The organism is Duganella sp. Leaf126 (assembly GCF_001423125.1).
Lineage (GTDB): Bacteria > Pseudomonadota > Gammaproteobacteria > Burkholderiales > Burkholderiaceae_D > Rugamonas.
The window spans coordinates 125129-147827 of sequence record NZ_LMNW01000002.1; the positions used below are offsets into that span (position 1 = coordinate 125129).

Here is a 22699-nt window from a genome sequence, read left to right on the forward strand (position 1 = left end):
TGTGGTCTTTGTCGGTGAGTGCATCAGAACAGCCATTCTAATCGCAGTTGGACTTGCGTGGTTTGCAAGCACCCGCACCGCCAGCCGAACGCCAGCAGACAAGGTGCGCGCACGAGCGCGCGCACTGCACACGCGCGCCGCACCATGCGCTAGACTGCCAGCGAGTCGCCATTCCGGCACCGCCTCCGCATCCACTTTCCGCCTACCATGACCAGCTTTCCTTCTGCCCCCATCGCCGCCGAAGCGCACGATGCCCTGGCTGCCAACGACGCCATGGACAGCGCCGCCTCCGCACTCGACCTCGACAAGCGCGGCCACCAGATCTATCCCACGCTGTCCGACGCCGACATCGACCAGATGCGCAGCTTCGGCCATGCCTGCAGCTACCGCGACGGCGCGCCCGTGATCGAGGCAGGCACCACCTGCTACGGCCTGATGCTGGTGCTGGCGGGCGCGATCGCCATGTACCGCAGCAACGGGCTCGACGAGCCCAGCCTGTTCGTCACCTATCGCGCCGGCCAGTTTGCCGGCGAGGTCGCGCAGCTGTCGGGCCGGCCGCCGTTGGCCAACGGCTACGCGGTCGGGGCCACCGACGTGCTGGTGGTGCCGCCCGAATCGCTGCGCGCCCTGCTGGTGGCCCATGCCGACCTGGGCGAACGCATCGTGCGCGCGCTGATCCTGCGCCGCGTGGGGCTGATCGAGCAGAATGCGGGCGGCCCCACCATCATCGGGGCGCGCAGCCAGGGCCGCGTGCATGCACTGCAAAGCTTCCTGGCGGCCAACGGCCACCCGTACCGCCTGGTCGATCCGGCCGATGACGCGCGCGCCGCCGACCTGATCGCCAGGCTCCAGGCCAGCGGCGACGACCTGCCGCTGGTGGTCTGCCCTGACGGCGCCATCGAGAAAAATCCCGCCATGGTGGACATCGGGCGCTGCCTCGGCATGCTGCCCGCGCTCGACGAACACAAGGTGTGGGACGTGATCGTGGTCGGCGCCGGTCCGGCCGGCCTGGCGACCGCCGTCTATGCGGCGTCCGAAGGCCTGTCGGTGCTGGTGCTGGAAACGCGCGCCTACGGCGGCCAGGCCGGCGCCAGCGCCCGCATCGAAAACTACCTGGGCTTTCCCACCGGCGTCTCGGGCGGCGCCCTGGCCGGCCGCGCCTACGTGCAGGCGCAAAAGTTCGGCGTCGAGATCGCCATCCCCGCCGCCGCCGGCCGCCTGGTCTGCGACACCTGGCCGCTGCAGGTGGAACTGTGCGGCAGCGCCCAGCGCCTGCGCGCGCGCACGGTGGTGCTGTCGTGCGGCGCGCGCTACCGGCGGCCGTCGCTGGCCAACCTCAGGCAGTTCGAAGGCCGCGGCGTGTACTACTGGGCTTCGCCGATCGAGGCCCGGCTGTGCCGCGCGCAGGAAGTCGTGCTGGTCGGCGGCGGCAATTCGGCCGGCCAGGCAGCCGTGTTCCTGTCTGCCCACGCGGCCAGGGTCCACCTGCTGATCCGCCGCGACAGCCTGGCCGACACCATGTCGCGCTACCTGATCGAGCGCATCGAGGCCACGCCCAATATCGCGCTGCACACGCACAGCGAGATCGTCGCGCTGGAAGGCGATGACGACGGTCTGACACAAGTGCGCGTGCGCAACGCCCGGACCGACACCGAGCAGGACTACGATGTACGGCGCGTGTTCCTGTTCATCGGCGCCGAACCGAATACCGGCTGGCTCGGCGACTGCGGCGTGGACGTGGACCAGCATGGCTTCATCCGCACCGGCTTCGATGTCACCCGGGCGCAATGCCGCGCCAACTTCGAACACGGCGTCTATCCGCCCGACCTGCCCACCCGCGCAGCGCTGGAAACCAGCGTGCCCGGCGTATTCGCCATCGGCGACGTGCGCGCGGCCTCCACCAAGCGCGTGGCGGCCGCAGTGGGCGAAGGCGCGGGCGTGGTGGCGCAGATCCACCAGTTCCTGGCGAACCTGCCGGCGGACCGGCGGGCCTGAGTGTGGCCGCGTACCGCCGAGCAATCCTTGCCGACGCCGAGCAGTCCCTGCCGACGCCGAGCGGTCCTTGCCGACGCCGAGCAGTCCCTGCCGACGCTGAGCGATATTTGCCGAGCGTCAGCGGCCGTGAGCAGCGTTAAGCTGGCCTAAGAGTCCGACGACGCGCCGGCAGTCAGCCGGCGCAGCTGCGCCGCCTGGTATGCGCCGAACGCGTCATTGAACAGGCAGCGGATCAGCGGGTCGTCGGCAATGTCGGCGTCCTCCGGTGCGCCGGCGATGCGCACATACATCGAGGTCAGCGACTCGCCCAGCGCCAGGCCGGCGTACAGCTTGGCGGCGGGGATTTCGGTGGTCCAGCCGGATGGCTGCGGCGCGCGCCCTGGTGGCAAGCTGCCGGTTTCGATGGCCGCTGCCTGCAGCCGGTCGGCCTCGAGGTGGTCAGCTTCGAGGTGGTCAGCTTCGAGGCGGTCGGCTTTGATGCGGTCGGCTACGATGCGGTTGGCTTCGATGCGGTTGGCTTCGATGCGGTCGGCTTTGATGCGGTTGGCTTCGATGCGGTTGGCTTCGATGCGGTCGGCCTCGAGGCGGTCGGCTTCGCTCCGGTCACGCTCCGCCTGTGCGGCCCCGGACGGCCCGGCTTCGATCTGCGCGGTTTCAGCGTGTGCAAGCGCGATGCGGTCGCCGTGCACGCGGTAGCAGAAACGCCGCCCCGTTCCCAGGTGATCGTAGACCGTCAGCTGCCACCAGCGCGGCTGTGCGAAGTAACTGTCGTCGGGCAGTTCCATGTCGTGGTACTTGTCCGGCAGGCCGCGCTGGCAGAAGTCCAGCACCAGCGCCGCCTGGTCGGCCGTCAGCGCCAGAAAGCGCTGCGCGATCGCGGCCGTCGCTGGCGGCGCGAGGGTGAGCACCGGATCGTATGCGAAATCGACGTCCTGTTCACCCACCGGCAGCACCCACGGCAGCGGCGCGGCGGGCGCCAAGGCTTGCGCGCTCAGCTCGAACGCCACCGAGGGATCGATGCGCACCACCTGGGCGGCAGGCAGCCAGGCCGCCACTTCCTGCGCAAACTGGCGGTAGGTGATCGGGAACATGGCGTGGTTGTACCACGACCATGGCTCCTGCACGAACTGGCACGAGCTGGGCACCACGTAGCGCGGCGCAAGCGCCTGCAGCTGTTCGGGCCAGTCGTCGGGCAGCGGCACGGGAAATGGTGCGCCCGGCTGCGCCGGCGCTGCAGTACCAGGCCGCTGCGCGCGCGACGGTGCGATCACGTCCACTTCGCGCATGGTCTGGAAGGGCCACAGCACCATGTCCCACGGCGCGAAAGCGCGCAGCTGGTCCAGCGTGTGCGGGTCCATCCAGGCGTCCACCACGTTGAGTACATTGAGGCCTTCGGCGCGGATCTGGAACATCGAATCGACCTGGTCGTCGAGCGCCCGGCGGGCAATGATCTCGAAAGCGCCCACCTGCACCGGCTCGTCGATGACGAGCGGCGTCACGTTGGTGAAACCGAGCGCGCGCAGCATGACGAACAGTTCGTCGAACAGGCAGTACAGGTACACCGGCGTGGCGCGCGGCAGCAGGTCCAGGCTGTCGAACGAACAGTGGTCGTCGTGGAAGTGCGAGATGAAGATGGCGTCGGGCGCCAGTTGCCGGATCTGCGCGAGGTCGAAGCGCACGTCCGGAAACGCGTGGCAGTTGCGGCTGAACGGATTTTCGAAGATCGGGTCGAACAGGATCTGCGTGCCGCCGGCGTCGAAGACGTAGCCGGCGTGGAGGATGCGGGAGATTTTCATCGGGCCTAGCGTTTATTCTCTGCGGTGGCAGTCAAGCCGTCATTCCCGCCTGCGCGAGAATGACGGCATGCAGGTCGCGCGTTATTTAGCGGCCGCTTTGGGCTTGGCCGGCGCACCGGCTGACGCCGCGCCGTCCTTGCCCTTGCCGTTGACCACCAGTCCGGCAGCCGACAGCTTCAGCGCATTTTTCTCGCCCACGCCTTTTACGCGCTGCTGGAAGTCGTTCCAGTCCTTGAATTCGCCTTTCTTGCGCTCTTCGAGGATGGCCTTGGACTTGGCCGGGCCGATGCCGTTGACGCTGTCCAGCGCGGCCGCGTCGGCCTTGTTGACGTCAACCTGGGCCAACGCGAAATTCATCGTTGCCACGATGGCGGCCACTGCAAGCACGAGTTTTTTCAACATGACTTTCTCCATGAAGTGATGCGGGAACGACCATCGCTCCCTGCACACTCCTCAACGCAGGCGCTTGCGCAGAGTTGACCCGTCCGCCTGAGCAGGATCAAGCCGTCACGGCCATGTTGAGCGACCTCAGCCGAACAATTCCGCGCGCGTCACGGTCGCCGTACCGAGCTTGCCCACCACGATGCCGCCGGCACGGTTGGCCGTCTGCACCGCCTCGTTCCAGCCGGCGCCGGCGCCGAGCATGCAGGCCATGGTGGCGATCACGGTATCGCCCGCGCCCGAGACGTCGAACACCTCGCGCGCGGCAGCCGGCATGTGGAACTGCTGGCCGTCGGTGTACAAGGTCATGCCCTCTTCCGAGCGGGTCAGCAGCAGGGCGTCGAGCCGCAGGGCGGCGCGCAGCTGCTGGGCCTTGGCGGTCAGCTGTTCCTCGCCGGACCAGGTGCCGACGATCTGGCGCATTTCCGACTTGTTCGGGGTGAGCACGGTGGCGCCTGCATAGCGCGAGAAATCGTCGCCTTTCGGATCGACCATGACCACCTTGCCGGCCGCGCGCGCAGCCGCGATCATGTCGGCCACGGCCACCAGGCTGCCCTTGGCGTAATCGGACAGCACGATCACGTCGTAGTCGGGCAGCAGGGTCTTGAACTGTTCGAGCTTGTCGCGCAGCACGGTGTCGGTGGGCGCTTCCTCGAAATCGATGCGCACCATCTGCTGCTGGCGGCCGATCACGCGCAGCTTGACGATGGTCGAGATCGCCTCGTCGCGCTGCAGGTAGCTGTGGATGCCGCCACTTGCCAGCATCTGCTCGACCTCGTTGCCGGCTTCGTCGGCACCGACCACGCCCAGCAGCCCCGCGTGGGCGCCGAGGGCAGCGGCATTGCGCGCCACGTTGGCAGCGCCGCCGAGCCGCGCTTCGCGGCTGCTGACGCGCACGATCGGCACCGGCGCTTCCGGCGAAATGCGGTTGACATCGCCGAACCAGTAGCGGTCCAGCATCACGTCGCCCACGATCAGGATGCGCACGCGGGCCAGGTCCGGTGCGGTATAAGTCGTCATAGCGTTGGCCATCTCAGTTCATCACATTCAGTTCTTCGGTGCGGCGCGGCGGATAGGTTTCCCAGCGGCTGCATCCGGGGCACTGCCAGTAGAACTGGCGCGCCTTGAAGCCGCAATGGCTGCACTGGTAGCGCGCCAGCTTTTGCGTGTAGCCGTGCACCAGGTTTTTCACCATCGACAGCTCCGACACCACCGCCGCCGGCGCATCGATCAGCCGTGCCTCGAGCAGGCGGTCCAGGCCCAGCAGGGTCGGCGTGCGGCGCAGCTCGTTGACCACCAGTTCCTTGGCTTCGGCCACGCCGTGCAGCTCCATCACTTCCTTGTACACCACTTCGAGCAGGTCGATCGACGACGCCTGCTCGAGGTAGGACTTGAGCAGGTTGACGCCTTCCTGCGGCCGGCCCACCTTGCGGTAGCCGTCCATGATGCGCTGGGCCACCAGCGCCGTGTGCGGCACGCTGATCTGCTCGACGCGGCGCCAGGTCAGCAGCGCGCCTTCGACATCGTCCTTGGCCAGCTGGGCGTCGCCGGTCAGCATGGTCGCGCGCACGTTGTTGCGGTCGGCCGCCAGCGACTTGTCGAGCAGCGCCATCGCCTCGTCCACGTGCAGGTGCACCAGCGCGTCCTGCGCCATTTCGCAGTAAAACTGGGCGATCTCCTTCTGGCGCGAGCCGGCGCCCGATTCCTGCAGGCCGATTGCCGATTCGATCGCGCGCGGCCACTCTTTTTCGCGCTGGAAGATTTCCAGCAGCTGGCGCCGCGCCTGGGCGCCGTAGGCGCTGTCGATCAGGCGGTTGAAGGTTTCCTCGGCGCGGTCGAGCAGGCCCGCTTTCAGGTAGTCGATGCCGAGTTCGTATTCGGCATGCTCCTTCTGCTCCTGCGGCAGGTCGGGGCGCGCCAGCAGGTTCTGGTGGACGCGAATCGCGCGCTCGGTCTCGCCGCGGCGGCGGAACAGGTTGCCGAGCGCGAAGTGCATATCGGCCGATTCCGGGTCAAGCCGCACGATTTCGATGAAGGCGTCGATGGCCTTGTCCGGCTGGTCGTTGAGCAGCAGGTTCAGGCCCTTGAAGTAGCCGCGCGGCAGGGTGCGCGATTCGGACATCAATTGGCGGATATCGACCCGCGCCGCCAGCCAGCCAAGGCCGAAGAAGACCGGGATACCCAGTAACATCCAGAGTTCAAATTCCATGCTTTATTCTTTGCGAGCTGCTCGAGAGGGTGAGCGCAGTGATGAGATTAAGGAGTGAGGACGCTGTCCGGCTGCGGCTGGGCACCGGCCCGCTGCGCCGCCGATTGCAGCGTGGTGATGGCGACCTTGTGCTTATTGGTTTCGCGGCGATAGCGGAACACCGTGGGGGTGAGCGCCAGCACGCCGAGCACGGCGCCGGCCACGAAGCACCCGAGCAGCATCAGCACCAGCGGGCCGCGCAGCTCATAGTGGAGGAACAGGTGCAGATCGACTTCCTGCGTATTTTTCAGGGCGAAGCCGAAAAACAGGACAAACAGAACGATTCCAACGAGGGTGGATACAAATTTCATCAGCCTGATTCCTGATCGGATTTTCCAAGAGCGCCAGTATGGCATTAGAACCACGAAAAAAAAAGCGGCATCCGAGGACGCCGCTTTTTCATGTAAACCGTCACAACCTCAGTCCTCGATGATCGGTTGCCCGACCATCGCGTCGACCCGCTCGCGCAACTGCTTGCCGGGCTTGAAGTGCGGTACCCGTTTTTCAGGCACCATCACCTTGTCACCCGACTTCGGGTTACGCCCGATGCGTGGCGGCCGGCTGTTGAGGGCAAAGCTGCCAAAACCGCGGATCTCGATGCGCTGACCGGTCGCCAGGGCGTTGGTCATCGCGTCGAGGATGGTCTTGACCGCGTACTCCGCATCCTTGGCCACCAGCTGAGAATAGCGCTCAGCCAGGCGGTTGATGAGTTCGGACTTAGTCATCGACTGGTTCTAGTGATACTTAGTTCTTGTTGTCGAACTTGGCTTTCAGCAGTGCGCCCAGGCTGGTGGTGCCCGAAGCGGCGTTGCTGTCAGCAGCCATGCTCTTCATTGCTTCTGCGGTTTCGGCGTTGTCTTTCGCTTTGATCGACAGCTGGATCGAACGTGCTTTACGGTCGATGTTGATCACCAGGGCTTCGACGGAATCGCCGACTTTCAGGTGGGTGCCAGCATCTTCCACGCGGTCACGCGAGATTTCCGAAGCGCGCAGGTAGCCTTCGACTTCTTCCGACAGCTGGATCACGGCACCTTTAGGCTCCACCGATTTCACGGTGCCGGTCACCAGCGAACCCTTGTCGTTCATGGCGGCGAAGTTGTTGAACGGGTCGCCTTCCAGCTGCTTGACGCCCAAGGAAACGCGCTCGCGCTCGACGTCGATGGCCAGCACGATGGCTTCCAGTTCGTCGCCTTTCTTGAACTTGCGCACGGCTTCTTCGCCGGACTCGGTCCACGACAGGTCGGACAGGTGCACCAGGCCGTCGATGTTGCCAGCCAGGCCGATGAACACGCCGAAGTCGGTGATCGACTTGATCGCGCCGCGGACTTTGTCGCCCTTCTTGTGGGTAACGCCGAAGTCATCCCATGGGTTGGCTTTGCACTGCTTCATGCCCAGCGAAATACGACGACGCTCTTCGTCGATTTCCAGAACCATCACTTCGACTTCGTCGCCCAGCTGGACAACCTTGTTCGGTGCGACATTCTTGTTGGTCCAGTCCATTTCGGACACGTGTACCAGGCCTTCGATGCCCTGTTCCACTTCAACGAACGCGCCGTAGTCGGTCAGGTTCGTGACTTTACCGAACAGGCGGGTGCCTTGTGGGTAACGACGCGACAGACCGGTCCATGGATCGTCGCCCAGCTGCTTCACGCCCAGCGAAACACGGTTCTTCTCTTGATCGTATTTCAGGACTTTGGCGGTGATTTCCTGACCGACGGTCAGCACTTCCGATGGGTGACGCACACGACGCCATGCCAGGTCGGTGATGTGCAGCAGGCCGTCGATGCCGCCCAGGTCCACGAACGCGCCGTAGTCGGTGATGTTTTTCACGACGCCGGTCACGACCGTGCCTTCTTTCAGCGTTTCCATCAGTTTCTGACGCTCTTCGCCCATCGATGCTTCGATGACGGCGCGACGCGACAGCACCACGTTGTTACGCTTGCGGTCCAGCTTGATAACCTTGAATTCGAGGGTCTTGCCTTCGAACGGGGTGGTGTCCTTGACTGGACGGGTGTCGACCAGCGAACCCGGCAGGAATGCGCGGATGCCGTTGGTCAGAACGGTCAGGCCGCCCTTGACTTTGCCATTGACGGTGCCGACGACGATCTCGCCCGACTCCATGGCTTTTTCCAGTGCCAGCCACGAAGCCAGACGCTTGGCCTTGTCGCGCGACAGGATGGTATCGCCGAAACCGTTTTCCAGCGATTCGATGGCCACGGAAACGAAGTCGCCTACTTTGACTTCCAGTTCGCCTTGGTCATTCTTGAATTCTTCAACAGGGATGAATGCTTCCGATTTCAGGCCGGCGTTCACGATCACGAAGTTGTGATCCAGACGAACGACTTCAGCCGAGATCACTTCGCCCGAACGCATGTCTTGACGCGACAGGGATTCTTCGAAGAGGGCTGCAAAACTTTCCATATTAGACATTGTGACTTCCAGGTTTGCCAACAAGGCTCGCGAGATGCGACTTCAGTTGGGTTAGGGTTGAAACACGTCTAGGCCGCAGAGCGGCCAGACACCTTACTAAATACACACTATTTACCGACGGCGGCGTACCACGTCAACACCTGTTCGACCGCTTCGTCAGCGGTCATTTCCGATGTATCGAGCACGTGTGCGCCCTCGGCGGGGACCAGCGGCGCGATGGCCCGGTTCGTATCCCGGTCGTCCCGCGCCTGCAAATCCATCAGCAGGTCTTCCATCTTAGCAGAAATTCCCTTGCCGATCAATTGCTTGTAGCGCCGGTCGGCCCGTGCCGCAACACTTGCAGTCAGAAACACCTTGAGCGGCGCGTGCGGGAAGATCACCGAGCCCATGTCGCGCCCGTCGGCCACCACGCCGGGCGCCTTGCGGAACCCCAGCTGCAGGCCGACCAGCGCATGGCGCACGGCCGGAAAGGTGGCGATCCTGGACGCGGTATTGCCGACCGCTTCGGCGCGGATGGCGTCGCTGACGTCTTCGTGGCCGAGCAGGATGTGGCCGCCCTGGAAGCTGCACTGCAGGTGTTCGGCCAGCTTGGCCAGCGCATGTTCGTCGGTCAGATCGGTGTCGCGGCGCAGGGCCGACAGCGCCGTCAAACGGTACAGCGCGCCCGAATCCAAGTAGTGGAAGCCGAGCCTGTCGGCAACGCGGTGGGCGACCGTGCCCTTGCCCGATGCGGTGGGACCGTCGATGGTGATGACTGGAATCTGGGAGTTAGGCATGTATTTACTATTTTGCAATCGCCGCAAACGCGGCGAAATATTCAGGGAAGGTCTTGCCGACGCACCTGGGGTCGTTGATGCGCACGGTGGCGCCACTGCGCGCCGTGCCGTCGAGCGACGCCAGCGAGAAGCACATCGCCATGCGGTGGTCGTCGTAGGTATCGATAGTAGCAGGAGACAAGGCTGGCGGTGGCGTGACCGTCAGGTAATCGGCGCCCTCCTCCACCGTGGCGCCCAGCTTGCGCAGCTCGGTGGCCATGGCGGCGATGCGGTCGGTTTCCTTGACGCGCCAGCTGGCGATGTTGCGCAGCGTGCTGGTGCCGTCCGCGTACAGCGCGGCAATCGCGATCGTCATGGCGGCGTCGGGAATGTGGTTGAAGTCGGCGTCGATGGCTTTGAGCGGACCGTTGCTGCTGGCCTCGATCCAGTTGTCGCCCATGACGATGGTGGCGCCCATCTGCTCGAGCGCGGCGGCAAAGCGCACGTCGCCCTGGATGCTGTGCCGGCCCACGCCTTCCACCCGCACCGGCCCGCCGCCGATGGCGCCGGCCGCCAGGAAGTACGACGCCGACGACGCATCGCCCTCGACATGAATGGTGCCCGGCGACTGGTACACCTGGCCCGGTTCGATCGAAAACGACGACCAGCCGTCCTGGCCGATCTGCACGCCGAAGCGGCGCATCAGGTTCAGCGTGATTTCGATGTAGGGCTTGGAGATCAGTTCGCCGATAACGTCGATGGTGATTGCGTGCGCGCGCGCCATCAGCGGCGCCACCATCAGCAGCGCCGTGAGGAACTGGCTCGACACGTCGCCGCGCACGGCCAGGCGCCGCGCATGGATGCTGCCCTGGCGGATGTGCAGCGGCGGATAGCCGGGCTGGCCCGTGTACTCGACGCTGGTGCCGGCCGCGTTCAGTGCATCGACCAGGTCGCCGATCGGCCGCTCGTGCATGCGCGGCACGCCGTGCAGCGTGTAGTCGCCGCCGATCACGGCCAGCGCGGCGGTCAGCGGCCGGATCGCGGTGCCGGCATTGCCCATGAACAGGTCGGCCGATTTATTCGGCAGCACGCCGGCCACACCCTGGACGCGGTGGATGGTGCCGGTCGCGGTTTTTTCTTCGGTCCACTGCACGCCCAGCGCGCGCAGGGCGGCCAGCATGACGGCGGTATCGTCGGAGGCCAGCAGATCGACAATCTCGACCTCGCCCTGCGACAGCGCTGCGAGCAGCAGGATGCGGTTCGAAATGGACTTCGAACCGGGCAGGCGCACGGCGCCCTGGACTTGTTTGACCGGTTGCAGGTCGATGTATTCGTGGTTCATGGGTTCTTTCTTTAATCTGCCTTGTCCGCCGATTGCGGCGCTTCCGCCGTTTCAATCGCGGTGATCCATTGGTGCCTGGCGCGCTGGGCGTTGCCATAGACCCGTTCCAGGCCGGAGCCATCGCCCGCCGCCAGCTGCGCACGCAGCACGGTGAGCTGCGCCAGGTACGCATCGAGCTCGGTCAGCAGCGCGGCCTGGTTGGCCAGGCTGATGTCGCGCCACATTTCCGGCGACGAGCCGGCGATGCGGGTAAAGTCGCGAAAGCCGCTGGCCGCGTACTGGAACAGCAGGTCCGCATGGGGCTTGTTGGCGATATCGTCGACCAGCGCATAGGCCAGCAAATGCGGCAGGTGGCTGACGGCCGCAAACACCTTGTCATGTTCTTCGGGCGAGAGGCGATGGATGATCGCGCCAGTCGCGCGCCATGCCACCTCCACCCGCTCCACGTCGGCTGCCGCATTCTCGGCCAGCGCCGTCAGCACCACCTTCTTGCCCAGGTACAGGTCGTCGATTGCCGCGTCCGGCCCGTTGGTTTCGCGCCCGGCGATCGGATGACCGGGCACGAACTGCGCCACCTTGCCTGCCAGCGCCTTGCGGGCGGCGGCCACCACGTCCGACTTGGTGCTGCCGGCGTCGGTGATCACGGTGCCGGGCTGCAGGTACGGCGCCATCGCGGCCAGGATCGCTTCGGTCTGCGCCACCGGTGCGGCCAGCAGCACCAGGTCGGCGCCGTCCAGCACCTGCGCCATGTCGGCGCCGACGCTGTCGATGATGCCCAGCGCCAGCGCGCGCTGCAGCGACGCCTGCGCGCGGTCCAGGCCCACCACGGTGCGCACCGCGCCGGCCTGTTTCAGTGCGCGCGCAAACGAGCCGCCGATCAGGCCCACGCCGGCGATGACGACCTTGTTCAGGACCACGCGCTCACTCCCCGGCCAGCGCCTTGGTCAGCGCCGCGATCAGCACGGCGTTTTCCTGCGGCAGACCGATCGAGATGCGCAGCCACTCGGGCAAGCCGTAGTTACCCACCGGGCGCACGATCACGCCCTGCTTGAGCAGCGACAGGTTCACGCGCGCACCGGCGCCGGCATCGTCGCCGACCTTGACCAGCACGAAGTTGCCGTACGACGGCACGTACTCCAGTCCCAGCTGCGCGAACGCCTCGGTGAACTGGCGGTAGCCGGCAGCATTGTTGGCTGCGCTCTTGTCCAGGAAGTCGCGGTCGTTGAGGGCGGCAATGGCAGCCGCCTGCGCCAGCGAATTGACATTGAACGGCTGGCGGATGCGGTTCATCAGGTCGGTCAGCGCCGGCTGGGCGATGGCGAAGCCCACGCGCAAACCGGCCAGGCCATAGGCCTTGGAAAAAGTGCGCGACACCAGCAGGTTCGGGTACTTCTTGACCCAGTCGGCCGACTCGAACTGGTGTTCGAGCGCCAGGAACTCGTTATAGGCTTCGTCCAGCACCACCACCACGCCGGCCGGCACTCGCTGCAGGAACGCTTCGATCTCGGCAGCCGGAATGAAGGTGCCGGTCGGGTTGTTGGGGTTGGCGATGAAGACCAGCCGCGTGTCGTCCGTGATCGCCGCCAGCATGGCGTCGAGGTCGTGGCCATGGGCCTTGGCCGGCACCACGATGTGGCGCGCCCCGACGCCCTGCGTGGCCAGCGCGTACACGGCAAACGAGTACTGCGCATACACGACCGACTGGCCGCGCTCGACAAAAGCGTGGGCGGCGATTTCCAGGATGTCGTTGCTGCCGTTGCCGAGCGTGATCCAGTCGGCCGGCACGTCGTAGCGCGCCGACAGCGCAGCTTTTAGCTCGAAGCCGTTGGCGTCCGGGTAGCGTCCCAGTTCGGCGGCGGCAGCACGCATGGCCGCCTGCGCCGACTCCGGCACACCGAACGGGTTTTCATTGGAGGCCAGCTTGACGATGGCGTCTTCCTGCAAGCCGAATTCCCGCGCGACTTCCGCGATCGGTTTGCCGGCCTGGTAAGGGGCGATGGCGCGGACGTATTCCGGCCCGATGTTCTTGGTCATGATGATCTCTCGTTTTTTATGTGAGGCTGACGGGATAAGAGCCGAGCACCTTGAAGAAGGCGGCATTGCCCTGCAATTCTTCGAGCGCCCGGGCCACGGCCGGGTTTTCGATGTGGCCTTCGACGTCCACGTAAAAATAGTATTCCCAGTTGCCGTTGCGGGCCGGGCGCGATTCGAAGCGCGTCATCGACACGCCGTTCTGCGCCAGCGAACCGAGCAGGCGGTACACCGAGCCGGCCTTGTGCGGCGCAGCCAGCGCCATCGAGGTACGGTCGATGCCGGACGGTCCGGTGCGCAAGGTGCCGATCACGGCAAAGCGGGTGCGGTTGTGCGGATCGTCCTGGATATTGGCCTTGACCGTGCCCAGGCTGTAGCGCACGCCGGCGCGTTCGCCGGCGATTGCCGCCACCGAATGGTCGTCGCGCGCCATGCGCGCCGCTTCGGCATTGGACGAGACGGCGCGCCGCTCGATCTCGGGGTAGTTGTTGTTGAGCCAGATCTGGCACTGGGCCAGCGCCTGCGCATGGGCGCAGATGGCGGTCACGCCATCCATAGTGCCGGTGCCGGTCAGCAGGCTGTGACGCACGGCGATCGCCACCTCGCCGCTGATGGTCAGCGGTGTGTTGAGCAGCAGGTCGAGCGTGCGGCCGATCGCGCCCTCGGTGGAGTTTTCCACCGGCACCACGCCAAAGTCGGCGGTGCCGGCCTCGGTGGCGCGGAACACTTCGTCGATCGAGGCGCAGGCCAGCACGTCGACCGCGGTGCCGAACTGCTGGTACACGGCCTGTTCGCTGTAGGTGCCGGCCGGCCCCAGGAAGGCGACGGTGACGCGCTTTTCCAGCGCGCGGCAGGCCGACATGATCTCGCGGAAGATGGTCTGCATCTCGGCATTGCCCATCGGGCCGGGGTTGCGGTCGGCCACGCCGCGCAGCACCTGCGCTTCGCGTTCGGGCCGGAACACCGGCGCGTTGGTTTCGGCCTTGACGTGGCCGACCTCCTGCGCCACCCGCGCACGGCGGTTGAGCAGGTCGAGGATTTGCGCGTCGATCGCATCGATCTGCTCGCGCAAGGGTTTCAGTTTGTCGTTCATGGCGGTTTCTTTATTTTCTAAACGCGGTACCGTGTTGACTGCATTCTTGTCAGTCAAACGCGATGCCGTCATTCCCGCGCAGGCGGGAATCCATAAAACGCGTAGGGTGTACGCCCAGTATGGATGCCCGCGTTCGCAGGCATGACGTTGGTAAAGGCAACGGTTATCGCCGCCCTGCAAAGTCGTTTAAATAGTCTACCAGCGCCTGCACACCCTCGAGCGGCATGGCATTGTAGATCGAAGCACGCATGCCGCCGACGGACTTGTGGCCCTTCAGTTGCAGCAGGCCGCGCGCCTTGGCGCCGGCCAGGAATTCGTCGTTCCTGCTCTCATCCTTCAGGTAGAAGGGCACGTTCATGCGCGAGCGGCTGTCTGCCGCCACGCGGGTCTGGTAAAAATCGTCGGCGTCGAGCGCTGCGTACAGCAGCTTCGCCTTGGCGATATTGCGCTCTTCCATCGCGGCCACACCGCCCTGCCGCTTCAGCCACTGGAAGACCAGGCCGGCAATGTAGATGGCGTAGGTGGGCGGCGTGTTGTACATCGAGTCATTGTCGGCCACCAGCTTGAAGTCGAACGCCGACGGACAGGCCGGCAGCGCCTTGCCCAGCAGGTCGTCGCGCACGATGACGATGGTAAGGCCCGCCGGCCCGATGTTTTTCTGGGCCCCGGCGAAGATCGCCCCGTACTGCGCAACGTCGATGCGGCGCGACAGGATGTGCGACGACATGTCGGCCACCAGCACGGCGTCCTGCGGCGCCGCCCAGCCGGGATCGACACAGAACTCGACGCCGTCGATGGTCTCGTTGGTGCACAGGTGCAGGTAGGCCGCGCCGGGCGTGAGCTGCCAGGCCGACGGCGGCGGCATCGACGTGGTGGACGACGCGGCGACGTTGACATTGGCGTACTTGGCGGCTTCCTTGATGGACTTGGCCGACCACGAACCGGTGTGGATGAAATCGACGGTGGCTGGTTGCGGCTTGTGGCCCACCAGGTTCAGCGGAATCAGGGCGTTCTGGGACAAGCCCCCGCCCTGCATGAACAATATCCTGTAATTGTCCGGTACTGCCAGCAGCTCGCGCAGGTCGCGCTCGGCCGCCTTGTAGATCGAGATGAACTCCGGTCCGCGGTGGCTCATCTCCATCACCGACATGCCGCTGCCATGCCAGTCCAGCATGTCGGCGGCGGCTTGCGCCAGCACCTCCCTGGGCAGGACGGCCGGGCCGGCGGAGAAGTTATAGATGTGGGTCACAGCGGGTTCCTTGTCATGATTACTGGGTAGCCTTCTGCAGCTTCTGCATCATCGGGCCGATGCGGCTGCTGACGATCTGCTGGCCGATCTGCATGCCCTCGCCCATCAGCTGCGGCATGGCGGAGAGCATCTTGGCGCCCACCGGCGTGCGGTAGAAGGCGGCGATCTGTTTCAGTTCATCAGCGCTGAAGGTGCGCGCATACAGCGGTACCGTCTGGGTCATGATTTCATCGACGAGCGACGGGTCGTTCATCACTTCCTGCATGCCGGCGATCACTTTCGGCAGTTCGGCCTCCATCTTGGCGCGCGCCTGCCGCTTTTGTTCCGGCGTGGCCTTGGGATTGGCGTCGATGCCCGCTTCGGCGCCGGCGCGGATCGAGCTGGCCAGGCCTTGCGACATCTTGGCCATGCTATCGACCATGAGTGCGCGGTAATTCATCGAGGCGAACAGCTCCTTGGCGGCAGCCATTGCTGCCGGATCGACTGCAGCAGCGCCGGCGGCAGCTGGCGCTGCTGCGGCAGGGGCGGCGGCCTGGGCAAACGCGGCAGGCGCGCCGATCAGCGCCAGCGAAGTGATGACGGTTGCTGCGATTTTTTTCATGTTGTCTCCATCGGTACGGCATAAAAAAGGGCCAGTGTTATTGCCGCGCTCGTGCACACAATAAACCTGGCCCCGGGGCGCCCGGGCGAAGGCCCGGGCATGGTCTGGCAAGTTGGCGCTCCGGCGCTTACTCCGGCTGCACGTCGTCGGCCGGCTTGGCGTCCGGTCCCGGCTCCAGCTCCACCTCGTCGATATCGGTTTCCACCACGCGCTGCAGGCCCGAGAGCTTGGTGCCGTCTTCGACCGCAATCAGGGTCACGCCCTGGGTGGCGCGGCCCATTTCACGGATCTCGGCCACGCGGGTGCGGATCAGCACACCGCCAGTGGTGATCAGCATGATCTCGTCGGTCGGCTCGACCAGGGTGGCGGCCACCACGCGGCCGTTACGCTCGGAGGTCTGGATCGCGATCATGCCCTTGGTGCCGCGGCCGTGACGGGTGTACTCGGTGATCGGGGTACGCTTGCCGAAGCCGTTCTCGGTGGCGGTCAGCACCGACTGCTGCTCGTTCTCGGCCACCAGCAGCGCGATCACGCGCTGGCCTTCGTCGAGGTTCATGCCGCGCACGCCGCGTGCATTGCGGCCCATCGGCCGCACGTCGTTCTCGTCGAAGCGCACGGCCTTGCCGGCGTCGGAGAACAGCATCACATCGTGTTCGCCGTCGGTCAGCGCGGCGCCGATCAGGAAGTCGCCTTCGTCGAGGTCCACCGCGATGATGCCGGCCTTGCGCGGGTTGCTGAAGTCGCGCAGCGGCGTCTTCTTGACCGTACCGAGGCTGGTCGACATGAACACGTAATGGTCTTCGGGGAAGGTGCGGTTCTCGCCCGACAGCGGCAGGATCACGGTGATCTTCTCGTTATCGGCCAGCGGGAACATGTTGACGATCGGCTTGCCGCGCGAGTTGCGCGAGCCTTGCGGCACTTCCCACACCTTGAGCCAGTACATGCGGCCGCGGTTCGAGAAGCACAGGATGTAGTCGTGCGTGTTGGCGATGAACAGCTGGTCGATCCAGTCCTCTTCCTTGGTCGCCATGGCCTGCTTGCCGCGACCGCCGCGCTTCTGCGAGCGGTACTCGGAAATCGGCTGCGCCTTCATGTAGCCGGTGTGCGACAGCGTGACCACCATGTCCTGCGGCGTGATCAGGTCTTCGGTATTGAGGTCGCTGGCATTGTGCTCGATGCTGGAACGGCGCGGGTCCTTGGCCGGATCGCCGAACTCGTTGACCACGTGGGTCATCTCGTCGGTGATGATGGTGGTCACGCGGGCCGGCTTGGCCAGGATGTCGAGCAGGTCGGCGATTTCGGCCATCACGTCCTTGTACTCGTTGACGATCTTGTCCTGTTCCAGGCCGGTCAGGCGCTGCAGGCGCATCTGCAGGATTTCCTGGGCCTGGTCGTCGGACAGGCGATACATGCCGTCGGCCTGGATGCCGTAATGCTTGGGCAGGTGCTCGGGACGGAAGGCGTCGATGCCGCCAACCGTGCTGCCTTCGGCGGTACGGGCCAGCATCTCGCGCACGATCGACGAATCCCACGAGCGGTCCATCAGGGCCGCTTTCGCCACCGGCGGCGTCGGCGCGGCCTTGATCAGGGCGATGAAATCGTCGATATTGGCCAGCGCCACGGCCAGGCCTTCGAGCACGTGACCGCGTTCGCGCGCCTTGCGCAGCTCGAACACGGTGCGGCGCGTGACCACTTCGCGGCGGTGCGACAGGAAACACTGCAGCATTTCCTTCAGGTTCAGCAGGCGCGGCTGGCCATCGACCAGCGCCACCATGTTCATGCCGAAGGTATCCTGCAACTGGGTCTGCTTGTACAGGTTGTTGAGCACCACTTCCGGCACTTCGCCGCGTTTCAGTTCGATCACCACGCGCATGCCCGACTTGTCGGACTCGTCGCGGATGTCGGAAATGCCTTCGAGCTTCTTGTCGCGCACGTTTTCGGCGATGCGCTCGAGCAGCGACTTTTTATTGACCTGGTACGGCAGCTCGTCGACGATGATGGCGGTGCGGCCGCCGTCCTTGCCGTATTCCTCGTAGTGGGTCTTGGCACGCATGACCACGCGGCCACGGCCGGTGCGGTAACCGTCGCGCACGCCGGAAACGCCGTAGATGATGCCGCCGGTCGGGAAGTCCGGCGCGGGGATCAGTTCGATCAGTTCGTCGATCGAGCATTGCGGGTGTTGCAGCACGTGCAGCGCGCCGGCAATCACTTCGTGCAGGTTGTGCGGCGGAATATTGGTGGCCATGCCCACCGCGATGCCGGACGAACCGTTGATCAGCAGGTTGGGAATGCGGGTCGGCAGGACGGTCGGCTCTTTTTCCTTGCCGTCGTAGTTGGGCTGGAAATCGACGGTATCCTTGTCGATGTCGGCCAGCAGCTCGCTCGAGATCTTGTCCAGGCGGCACTCGGTGTAACGCATCGCAGCCGCGCCGTCGCCATCGACCGAACCGAAGTTGCCCTGGCCATCGACCAGCATGTAGCGCAGCGAAAAGTCCTGCGCCATGCGCACCAGCGTGTCGTAGATCGAGGCGTCGCCGTGCGGGTGGTATTTACCCATGGTGTCGCCGACCACGCGCGCGCACTTGACGTAGGCGCGGTTCCACACGTAGTTCGACTCGTGCATCGAATACAGGACCCGGCGGTGCACGGGCTTCAGGCCGTCGCGCACATCCGGCAAGGCGCGGCCGACGATCACGCTCATCGCGTAATCGAGGTAGCTCTTGCGCATCTCTTCTTCGAGGGAAATAGGAATTGTTTCTTTTGCGAATTGATCCATTGGCGGGTCGACTGATCTTTGACTGTGGGGTTATCTACTAAGCAATGTATGCCGCACTCGAAGGGGTGCACCGGTCTGTTTTACCAGACTGGCAAGCATTCGATTTTACCATGCGGACCGGGCCACCAGCACAATTCACCCCCTGCCCGCGTCGCTGTGCGGCCCAGCACACGATGCCGGCTTGTAACACGATGTAATATTCGCGACACATTACTCATTTATTATCGACAATCACGTTGCGCCAAAACAACATATTGGTAGTGAGCAAATTGAGGCACGGTTGCACCACTTTCGCGCACCCCCACCTGTTGTGGCAAAATGAATCGGAAGTCAATTGCTTGTTTCGCAATCGGGAGACGGGCGTGACGCCCCTGCGTGGTAAAATCCGGCCCACGTATTGCACGTCGCGCAGTTTTTCTGCGGATATCACCCCCGAAAGGAAAAAAAATATGAAGAAACTTATTTCGTTGTTGGCCATCTCGGCTGCTTTTGCAGGTTCGGCATTCGCGCAAACCACGCCGACCGCGCCACCTTATGCGCCTGTCAACCAGGACATCAAGGCTGCCAGCCCAAAAAGCGCCTACGTGCAAGACGCACGCGGTGTGATCGTCCGTGATCCGTTCGGCCTGTGCTGGCGCACCGGTTACTGGACCCCTGCCGACGCCGTGCCAGGTTGCGACCTGCCGCTGTGCGTTGAGCCAGAAAAACTGGAAAACGGCAAGTGCGTAGCCCCACCACCGCCACCACCAGCCCCAGCACCGGTACAACCAGCACCGGCGCCAGTACCTGCACCAGTGCCAACCGCGCAAAAAGTGAGCTTCGCTGCTGACGCGTTCTTCGACTTCGACAAATCGGTCCTGAAACCAGAAGGCAAAGCCAAGCTGGACGAAGTGACCTCGAAACTGAACTCGATCAACCTGGAAGTCATCATCGCCGTCGGTCACACCGACTCCGTTGGTACGGACGAGTACAACCAGAAGCTGTCGGTACGCCGCGCTGAAGCTGTCAAAGCCTACATCATCTCCAAAGGCGTGGACGCAACCCGCGTGTACACCGAAGGCAAAGGCGAGAAACAGCCAGTGGCCGACAACAAGACTGCCGAAGGCCGTGCGAAGAACCGTCGCGTGGAAATCGAAGTCGTTGGCACCAGCAAGTAATCCCTGCTGTACCCGGTAAAAAAACCCGCTTCGGCGGGTTTTTTTTTGGCTGCGCCACGGCCGCACGGCGCAGTCGAATCGGCGGTCGATCGTTTAGAATAGCGGCAACCCTTTTCATGAAAGCCGCACCATGAACGCCGATCCCCTGGAACTGCAAAAATTCTCCGACCTGGCCCACCGCTGGTGGGATCCGACCTCCGAATTCCGCCCGCTGCACGAGATCAATCCGCTGCGCCTGGAATGGATCAACGCGCGCGCGCCGCTGGCCGGCAAGAAGGTAATCGACATCGGTTGCGGCGGCGGCATCCTCAGCGAATCGATGGCGCGCAAGGGCGCCGACGTCACCGGCATCGACCTGAGCGAAAAAGCACTGAAAGTGGCCGACCTGCACAGCCTGGAATCGGGCGTGCAGGTACGCTACAAGCTCGTCGCCGCCGAGGAGATGGCGGCGCAGGAGGCTGGCCAGTACGACGTGGTGACCTGCATGGAAATGCTCGAGCACGTGCCCGATCCGGGCGCCATCGTGCGCGCCGCTGCCACGCTGGTCAAACCGGGCGGCCACGTCTTCTTTTCCACGCTCAACCGCAATCCCAAGTCCTACCTGTTCGCCATCATCGGCGCCGAATATGTGTTGCGCATGCTGCCGCGGGGCACCCACGATTACGCCAAGTTCATCACGCCGTCCGAGCTGGCGCAGTACGTGCGCAGCGCCGGCCTGCAGGCGCAGGGCCTGAAAGGCCTGGGCTACAACCCGCTGACCCGGATTTATTCGCTCAATGACGACACCAGCGTCAATTACATGATCGCCACCACCCGCCCGCTCGACTGACCTCATGACCACTGCCCTCGCTGCCCTGGGTGCGCCGCGCGCCATCCTGTTCGACCTCGACGGTACGCTGGCCGATACCGCGCCCGACCTGGCCGCCGCCGTCAACCTGCTGCGCACCGCGCGCGACCTGCCGCCGGCCGATTACGCCTTGCTGCGCCCGACCGCCTCGGCCGGCGCACGCGGCATGATCGGCGTGGCCTTCGGCCTGACGCCCGAGGACGACGGCTACCTGGCCCTGCGCGACGGCTTTTTCGACAACTATGCCGCCCACATCGCCGACCACAGCACGCTGTTCGATGGCGTGCCGCAGCTGCTCGACGGGATCACGGCGGCAGGCGTGGCCTGGGGCGTTGTGACCAACAAGCCGAAACGCTTTACCGACCCGCTGCTGCCGCTGATCGGCCTGGACCACGCAGCCTGCGCGATCTCGGGCGATACCACGCCCCACGCCAAGCCGCACCCGGCGCCGCTGCTGGAAGCGGCAGCGCGCCTGGGCCTGGACCCGCGCGATTGCTGGTACGTGGGCGACGACCTGCGCGACATACAGGCCGGCAAGGCAGCCGGCATGCCCACCATCGCTGCCGGCTGGGGCTATTGTGGGCCGCACAAGCCGCTCGACTGGCAGGCCGACCGCGTACTCGACGATCCGCTGGCCCTGCTGGCGCTGCTGCAGGAAGCGCTGTAAGGCTGGCCGGCAGCGTTGCAAAATTGCGGTTTTGTTCAGCGCTGTCTGAAAGTTGTTGATTTACCGAACAAGCAGGGGTAGCCTGTGTATTGCTGCGTAGAATTACTTAGTATTGCTTTGTCAATCGCGCGGCAACACCGACCAACCCACCTTCCAAGATCATGACTCTTCGCGAGCCGGCTGCCCAGACCCTGCGGCCCCAACCAGAGCAAGCGGCAGACTTCACCAGTTATCTGCCCGAACGTCATACGGCCCCGCAAAGCTGGTACGCCAGCGTCGCCACGGCCAGGATGCACTGGTACGACCTGATCGCCGGCTTTCCCGAGCGGCCCGACATCCACGATCCGATCGGCCGCTACCAGCGCCGCATGCAATTCGAACTCGAGGCGGTGGCGTCCATGCACCACCTGTTCTTCGTACTGACCCGCACGCCCGTACGCTTCGACACCGCCGCTGCCGTGCACTGGGGCTTCTTTTCCCTCAAGCTCACCCTGCCGCTGCTGGTGGGCGCCGAGCAACGGCGCGACAGCATCACCTTCGAGCTCACCGTCCCGTTTGCCGCCACGCTGAAAAAGCCGACCGTCAAGCTCACCGCCAATTTCGTCACCCTGAACTGGGGCGGGCTGGTGGAAACCTTCTCGATCCACGACATCCTGCAGGCCCACGCACCGGACAAGGTGCCGTGCCAGGTGGTGTACGTGGGAACCACCTTCGATCCGGAGGCGCAGCTGTCGCGCGCACGCCTGCCGGCGCTGCAAAAGCTGCACGCCAGGCACAAGGAAGACCTCGATACGCTGCTGCTGGTCCAGCAGTTCGACATCGACGTGCGCTGTGCCAGCGGCGACCCGGCCAGCATGCCGCACAATGCCCATCCGCGTGCGGCCGCCATCCTGCAAGGCGAACGCATGGAGCTGCTGGCGGCAGCCCTGATCCGTCACTTCGAAGGTCCCGCATCCGCCACCCGCAAGCCGCAAGAGCGCCAGGCCCGGCGCGAACGCGTAACTGCCGCCCAGCAGGCCAACAACCTGGTCCAGTTCACGCTCGATTTGCAGTGGCCGGACATCGGTGCCTATGACAGGATCGGTTCCGGACCGGTGGCGCCGGCCAGCCGTCACCTGCTCAGCTGCTTTGTGGCGGATGGCGACGTCGTCGTCGCCGCCATGACGCCGCCGGAGCCGCCGGTCGGCACCAGGCTGCGACACTGATACAACAGCGATGCACGGTGCAGCAGCGCCAAATGTGACATTTTAGGGATTGCCGCGTAGAAATAA

At 64.7% G+C, this 22699-nt stretch carries 20 protein-coding genes; 5 read left to right on the forward strand and 15 right to left on the reverse strand.

Features of this window, described 5'->3' with window-relative positions:
• Positions 1-207 precede the first annotated feature (207 nt).
• Positions 208-1995, forward strand: coding sequence for an FAD-dependent oxidoreductase (locus tag ASF61_RS04125; RefSeq protein WP_082491193.1), 1788 nt, complete (start codon positions 208-210; stop codon positions 1993-1995).
• Positions 1996-2141: 146 nt separating this feature from the next.
• Here the strand turns inward: ASF61_RS04125 and ASF61_RS04130 are convergent, their stop codons facing one another.
• The 15 genes from ASF61_RS04130 to gyrA all read right to left on the reverse strand — a co-directional run bounded on the left by ASF61_RS04130 (position 2142) and on the right by gyrA (position 18757).
• Positions 2142-3791 (reverse strand): MBL fold metallo-hydrolase, encoded by a 1650-nt coding sequence (locus ASF61_RS04130; protein ID WP_056151441.1) that lies wholly within the window; start codon positions 3789-3791, stop codon positions 2142-2144.
• An 81-nt stretch (positions 3792-3872) separates the two neighbouring features.
• A complete protein-coding gene (locus tag ASF61_RS04135) occupies positions 3873-4193 on the reverse strand; it encodes a DUF655 domain-containing protein (RefSeq protein ID WP_056151444.1) in 321 nt (106 codons plus the stop codon).
• A gap of 126 nt (positions 4194-4319) precedes the next feature.
• Positions 4320-5264, reverse strand: a complete 945-nt coding sequence (gene rfaE1, locus ASF61_RS04140; protein WP_056151446.1) for a D-glycero-beta-D-manno-heptose-7-phosphate kinase — start codon at positions 5262-5264, stop codon at positions 4320-4322.
• A 1-nt stretch (position 5265) separates the two neighbouring features.
• On the reverse strand, positions 5266-6441 hold the full coding sequence (lapB, locus tag ASF61_RS04145; RefSeq protein WP_056151449.1) for a lipopolysaccharide assembly protein LapB: 1176 nt from the start codon (positions 6439-6441) through the stop codon (positions 5266-5268).
• Between the two features lie 47 nt (positions 6442-6488).
• A complete protein-coding gene (locus ASF61_RS04150) occupies positions 6489-6791 on the reverse strand; it encodes a lipopolysaccharide assembly LapA domain-containing protein (RefSeq protein ID WP_056151453.1) in 303 nt (100 codons plus the stop codon).
• Between the two features lie 108 nt (positions 6792-6899).
• Positions 6900-7205 (reverse strand): integration host factor subunit beta, encoded by a 306-nt coding sequence (locus ASF61_RS04155; RefSeq protein WP_008446215.1) that lies wholly within the window; start codon positions 7203-7205, stop codon positions 6900-6902.
• A gap of 19 nt (positions 7206-7224) precedes the next feature.
• Positions 7225-8901, reverse strand: coding sequence for a 30S ribosomal protein S1 (gene rpsA / locus ASF61_RS04160; RefSeq protein WP_056151456.1), 1677 nt, complete (start codon positions 8899-8901; stop codon positions 7225-7227).
• A gap of 116 nt (positions 8902-9017) precedes the next feature.
• Positions 9018-9686, reverse strand: coding sequence for a (d)CMP kinase (gene cmk, locus ASF61_RS04165; RefSeq protein WP_056151459.1), 669 nt, complete (start codon positions 9684-9686; stop codon positions 9018-9020).
• Between the two features lie 7 nt (positions 9687-9693).
• Complete coding sequence (gene aroA / locus ASF61_RS04170; RefSeq protein ID WP_056151462.1) at positions 9694-11007, reverse strand: 3-phosphoshikimate 1-carboxyvinyltransferase; 1314 nt, start codon at positions 11005-11007, stop codon at positions 9694-9696.
• 11 nt (positions 11008-11018) lie between these two features.
• Positions 11019-11918 (reverse strand): prephenate dehydrogenase/arogenate dehydrogenase family protein, encoded by a 900-nt coding sequence (locus ASF61_RS04175; RefSeq protein WP_056151545.1) that lies wholly within the window; start codon positions 11916-11918, stop codon positions 11019-11021.
• Between the two features lie 10 nt (positions 11919-11928).
• Positions 11929-13041, reverse strand: coding sequence for a histidinol-phosphate transaminase (gene hisC, locus ASF61_RS04180; RefSeq protein WP_056151465.1), 1113 nt, complete (start codon positions 13039-13041; stop codon positions 11929-11931).
• A 16-nt stretch (positions 13042-13057) separates the two neighbouring features.
• A complete protein-coding gene (pheA, locus tag ASF61_RS04185; protein WP_056151547.1) occupies positions 13058-14131 on the reverse strand; it encodes a prephenate dehydratase in 1074 nt (357 codons plus the stop codon).
• 163 nt (positions 14132-14294) lie between these two features.
• Positions 14295-15380, reverse strand: coding sequence for a 3-phosphoserine/phosphohydroxythreonine transaminase (gene serC, locus ASF61_RS04190; RefSeq protein WP_056151468.1), 1086 nt, complete (start codon positions 15378-15380; stop codon positions 14295-14297).
• 19 nt (positions 15381-15399) lie between these two features.
• Complete coding sequence (locus ASF61_RS04195; protein ID WP_056151471.1) at positions 15400-15981, reverse strand: DUF2059 domain-containing protein; 582 nt, start codon at positions 15979-15981, stop codon at positions 15400-15402.
• A gap of 127 nt (positions 15982-16108) precedes the next feature.
• A complete protein-coding gene (gene gyrA / locus ASF61_RS04200) occupies positions 16109-18757 on the reverse strand; it encodes a DNA gyrase subunit A (protein WP_056151473.1) in 2649 nt (882 codons plus the stop codon).
• Between the two features lie 449 nt (positions 18758-19206).
• Between gyrA and ompA the strand changes: the two genes are divergently transcribed.
• The 4 genes from ompA to ASF61_RS04220 all read left to right on the forward strand — a co-directional run bounded on the left by ompA (position 19207) and on the right by ASF61_RS04220 (position 22633).
• On the forward strand, positions 19207-19914 hold the full coding sequence (ompA, locus tag ASF61_RS04205; RefSeq protein ID WP_056151476.1) for an outer membrane protein OmpA: 708 nt from the start codon (positions 19207-19209) through the stop codon (positions 19912-19914).
• Positions 19915-20044: 130 nt separating this feature from the next.
• Positions 20045-20743 carry a bifunctional 2-polyprenyl-6-hydroxyphenol methylase/3-demethylubiquinol 3-O-methyltransferase UbiG gene (gene ubiG / locus ASF61_RS04210; protein WP_056151479.1) on the forward strand — a complete coding sequence of 233 codons (699 nt, stop codon included), beginning with the start codon at positions 20045-20047 and terminating at the stop codon, positions 20741-20743.
• A gap of 4 nt (positions 20744-20747) precedes the next feature.
• Entirely contained in the window at positions 20748-21428 is a 681-nt protein-coding gene (locus ASF61_RS04215) for an HAD family hydrolase (protein WP_056151481.1), read from the forward strand.
• Between the two features lie 161 nt (positions 21429-21589).
• On the forward strand, positions 21590-22633 hold the full coding sequence (locus ASF61_RS04220; RefSeq protein WP_056151485.1) for a hypothetical protein: 1044 nt from the start codon (positions 21590-21592) through the stop codon (positions 22631-22633).
• The last annotated feature ends 66 nt before the right edge of the window (positions 22634-22699 follow it).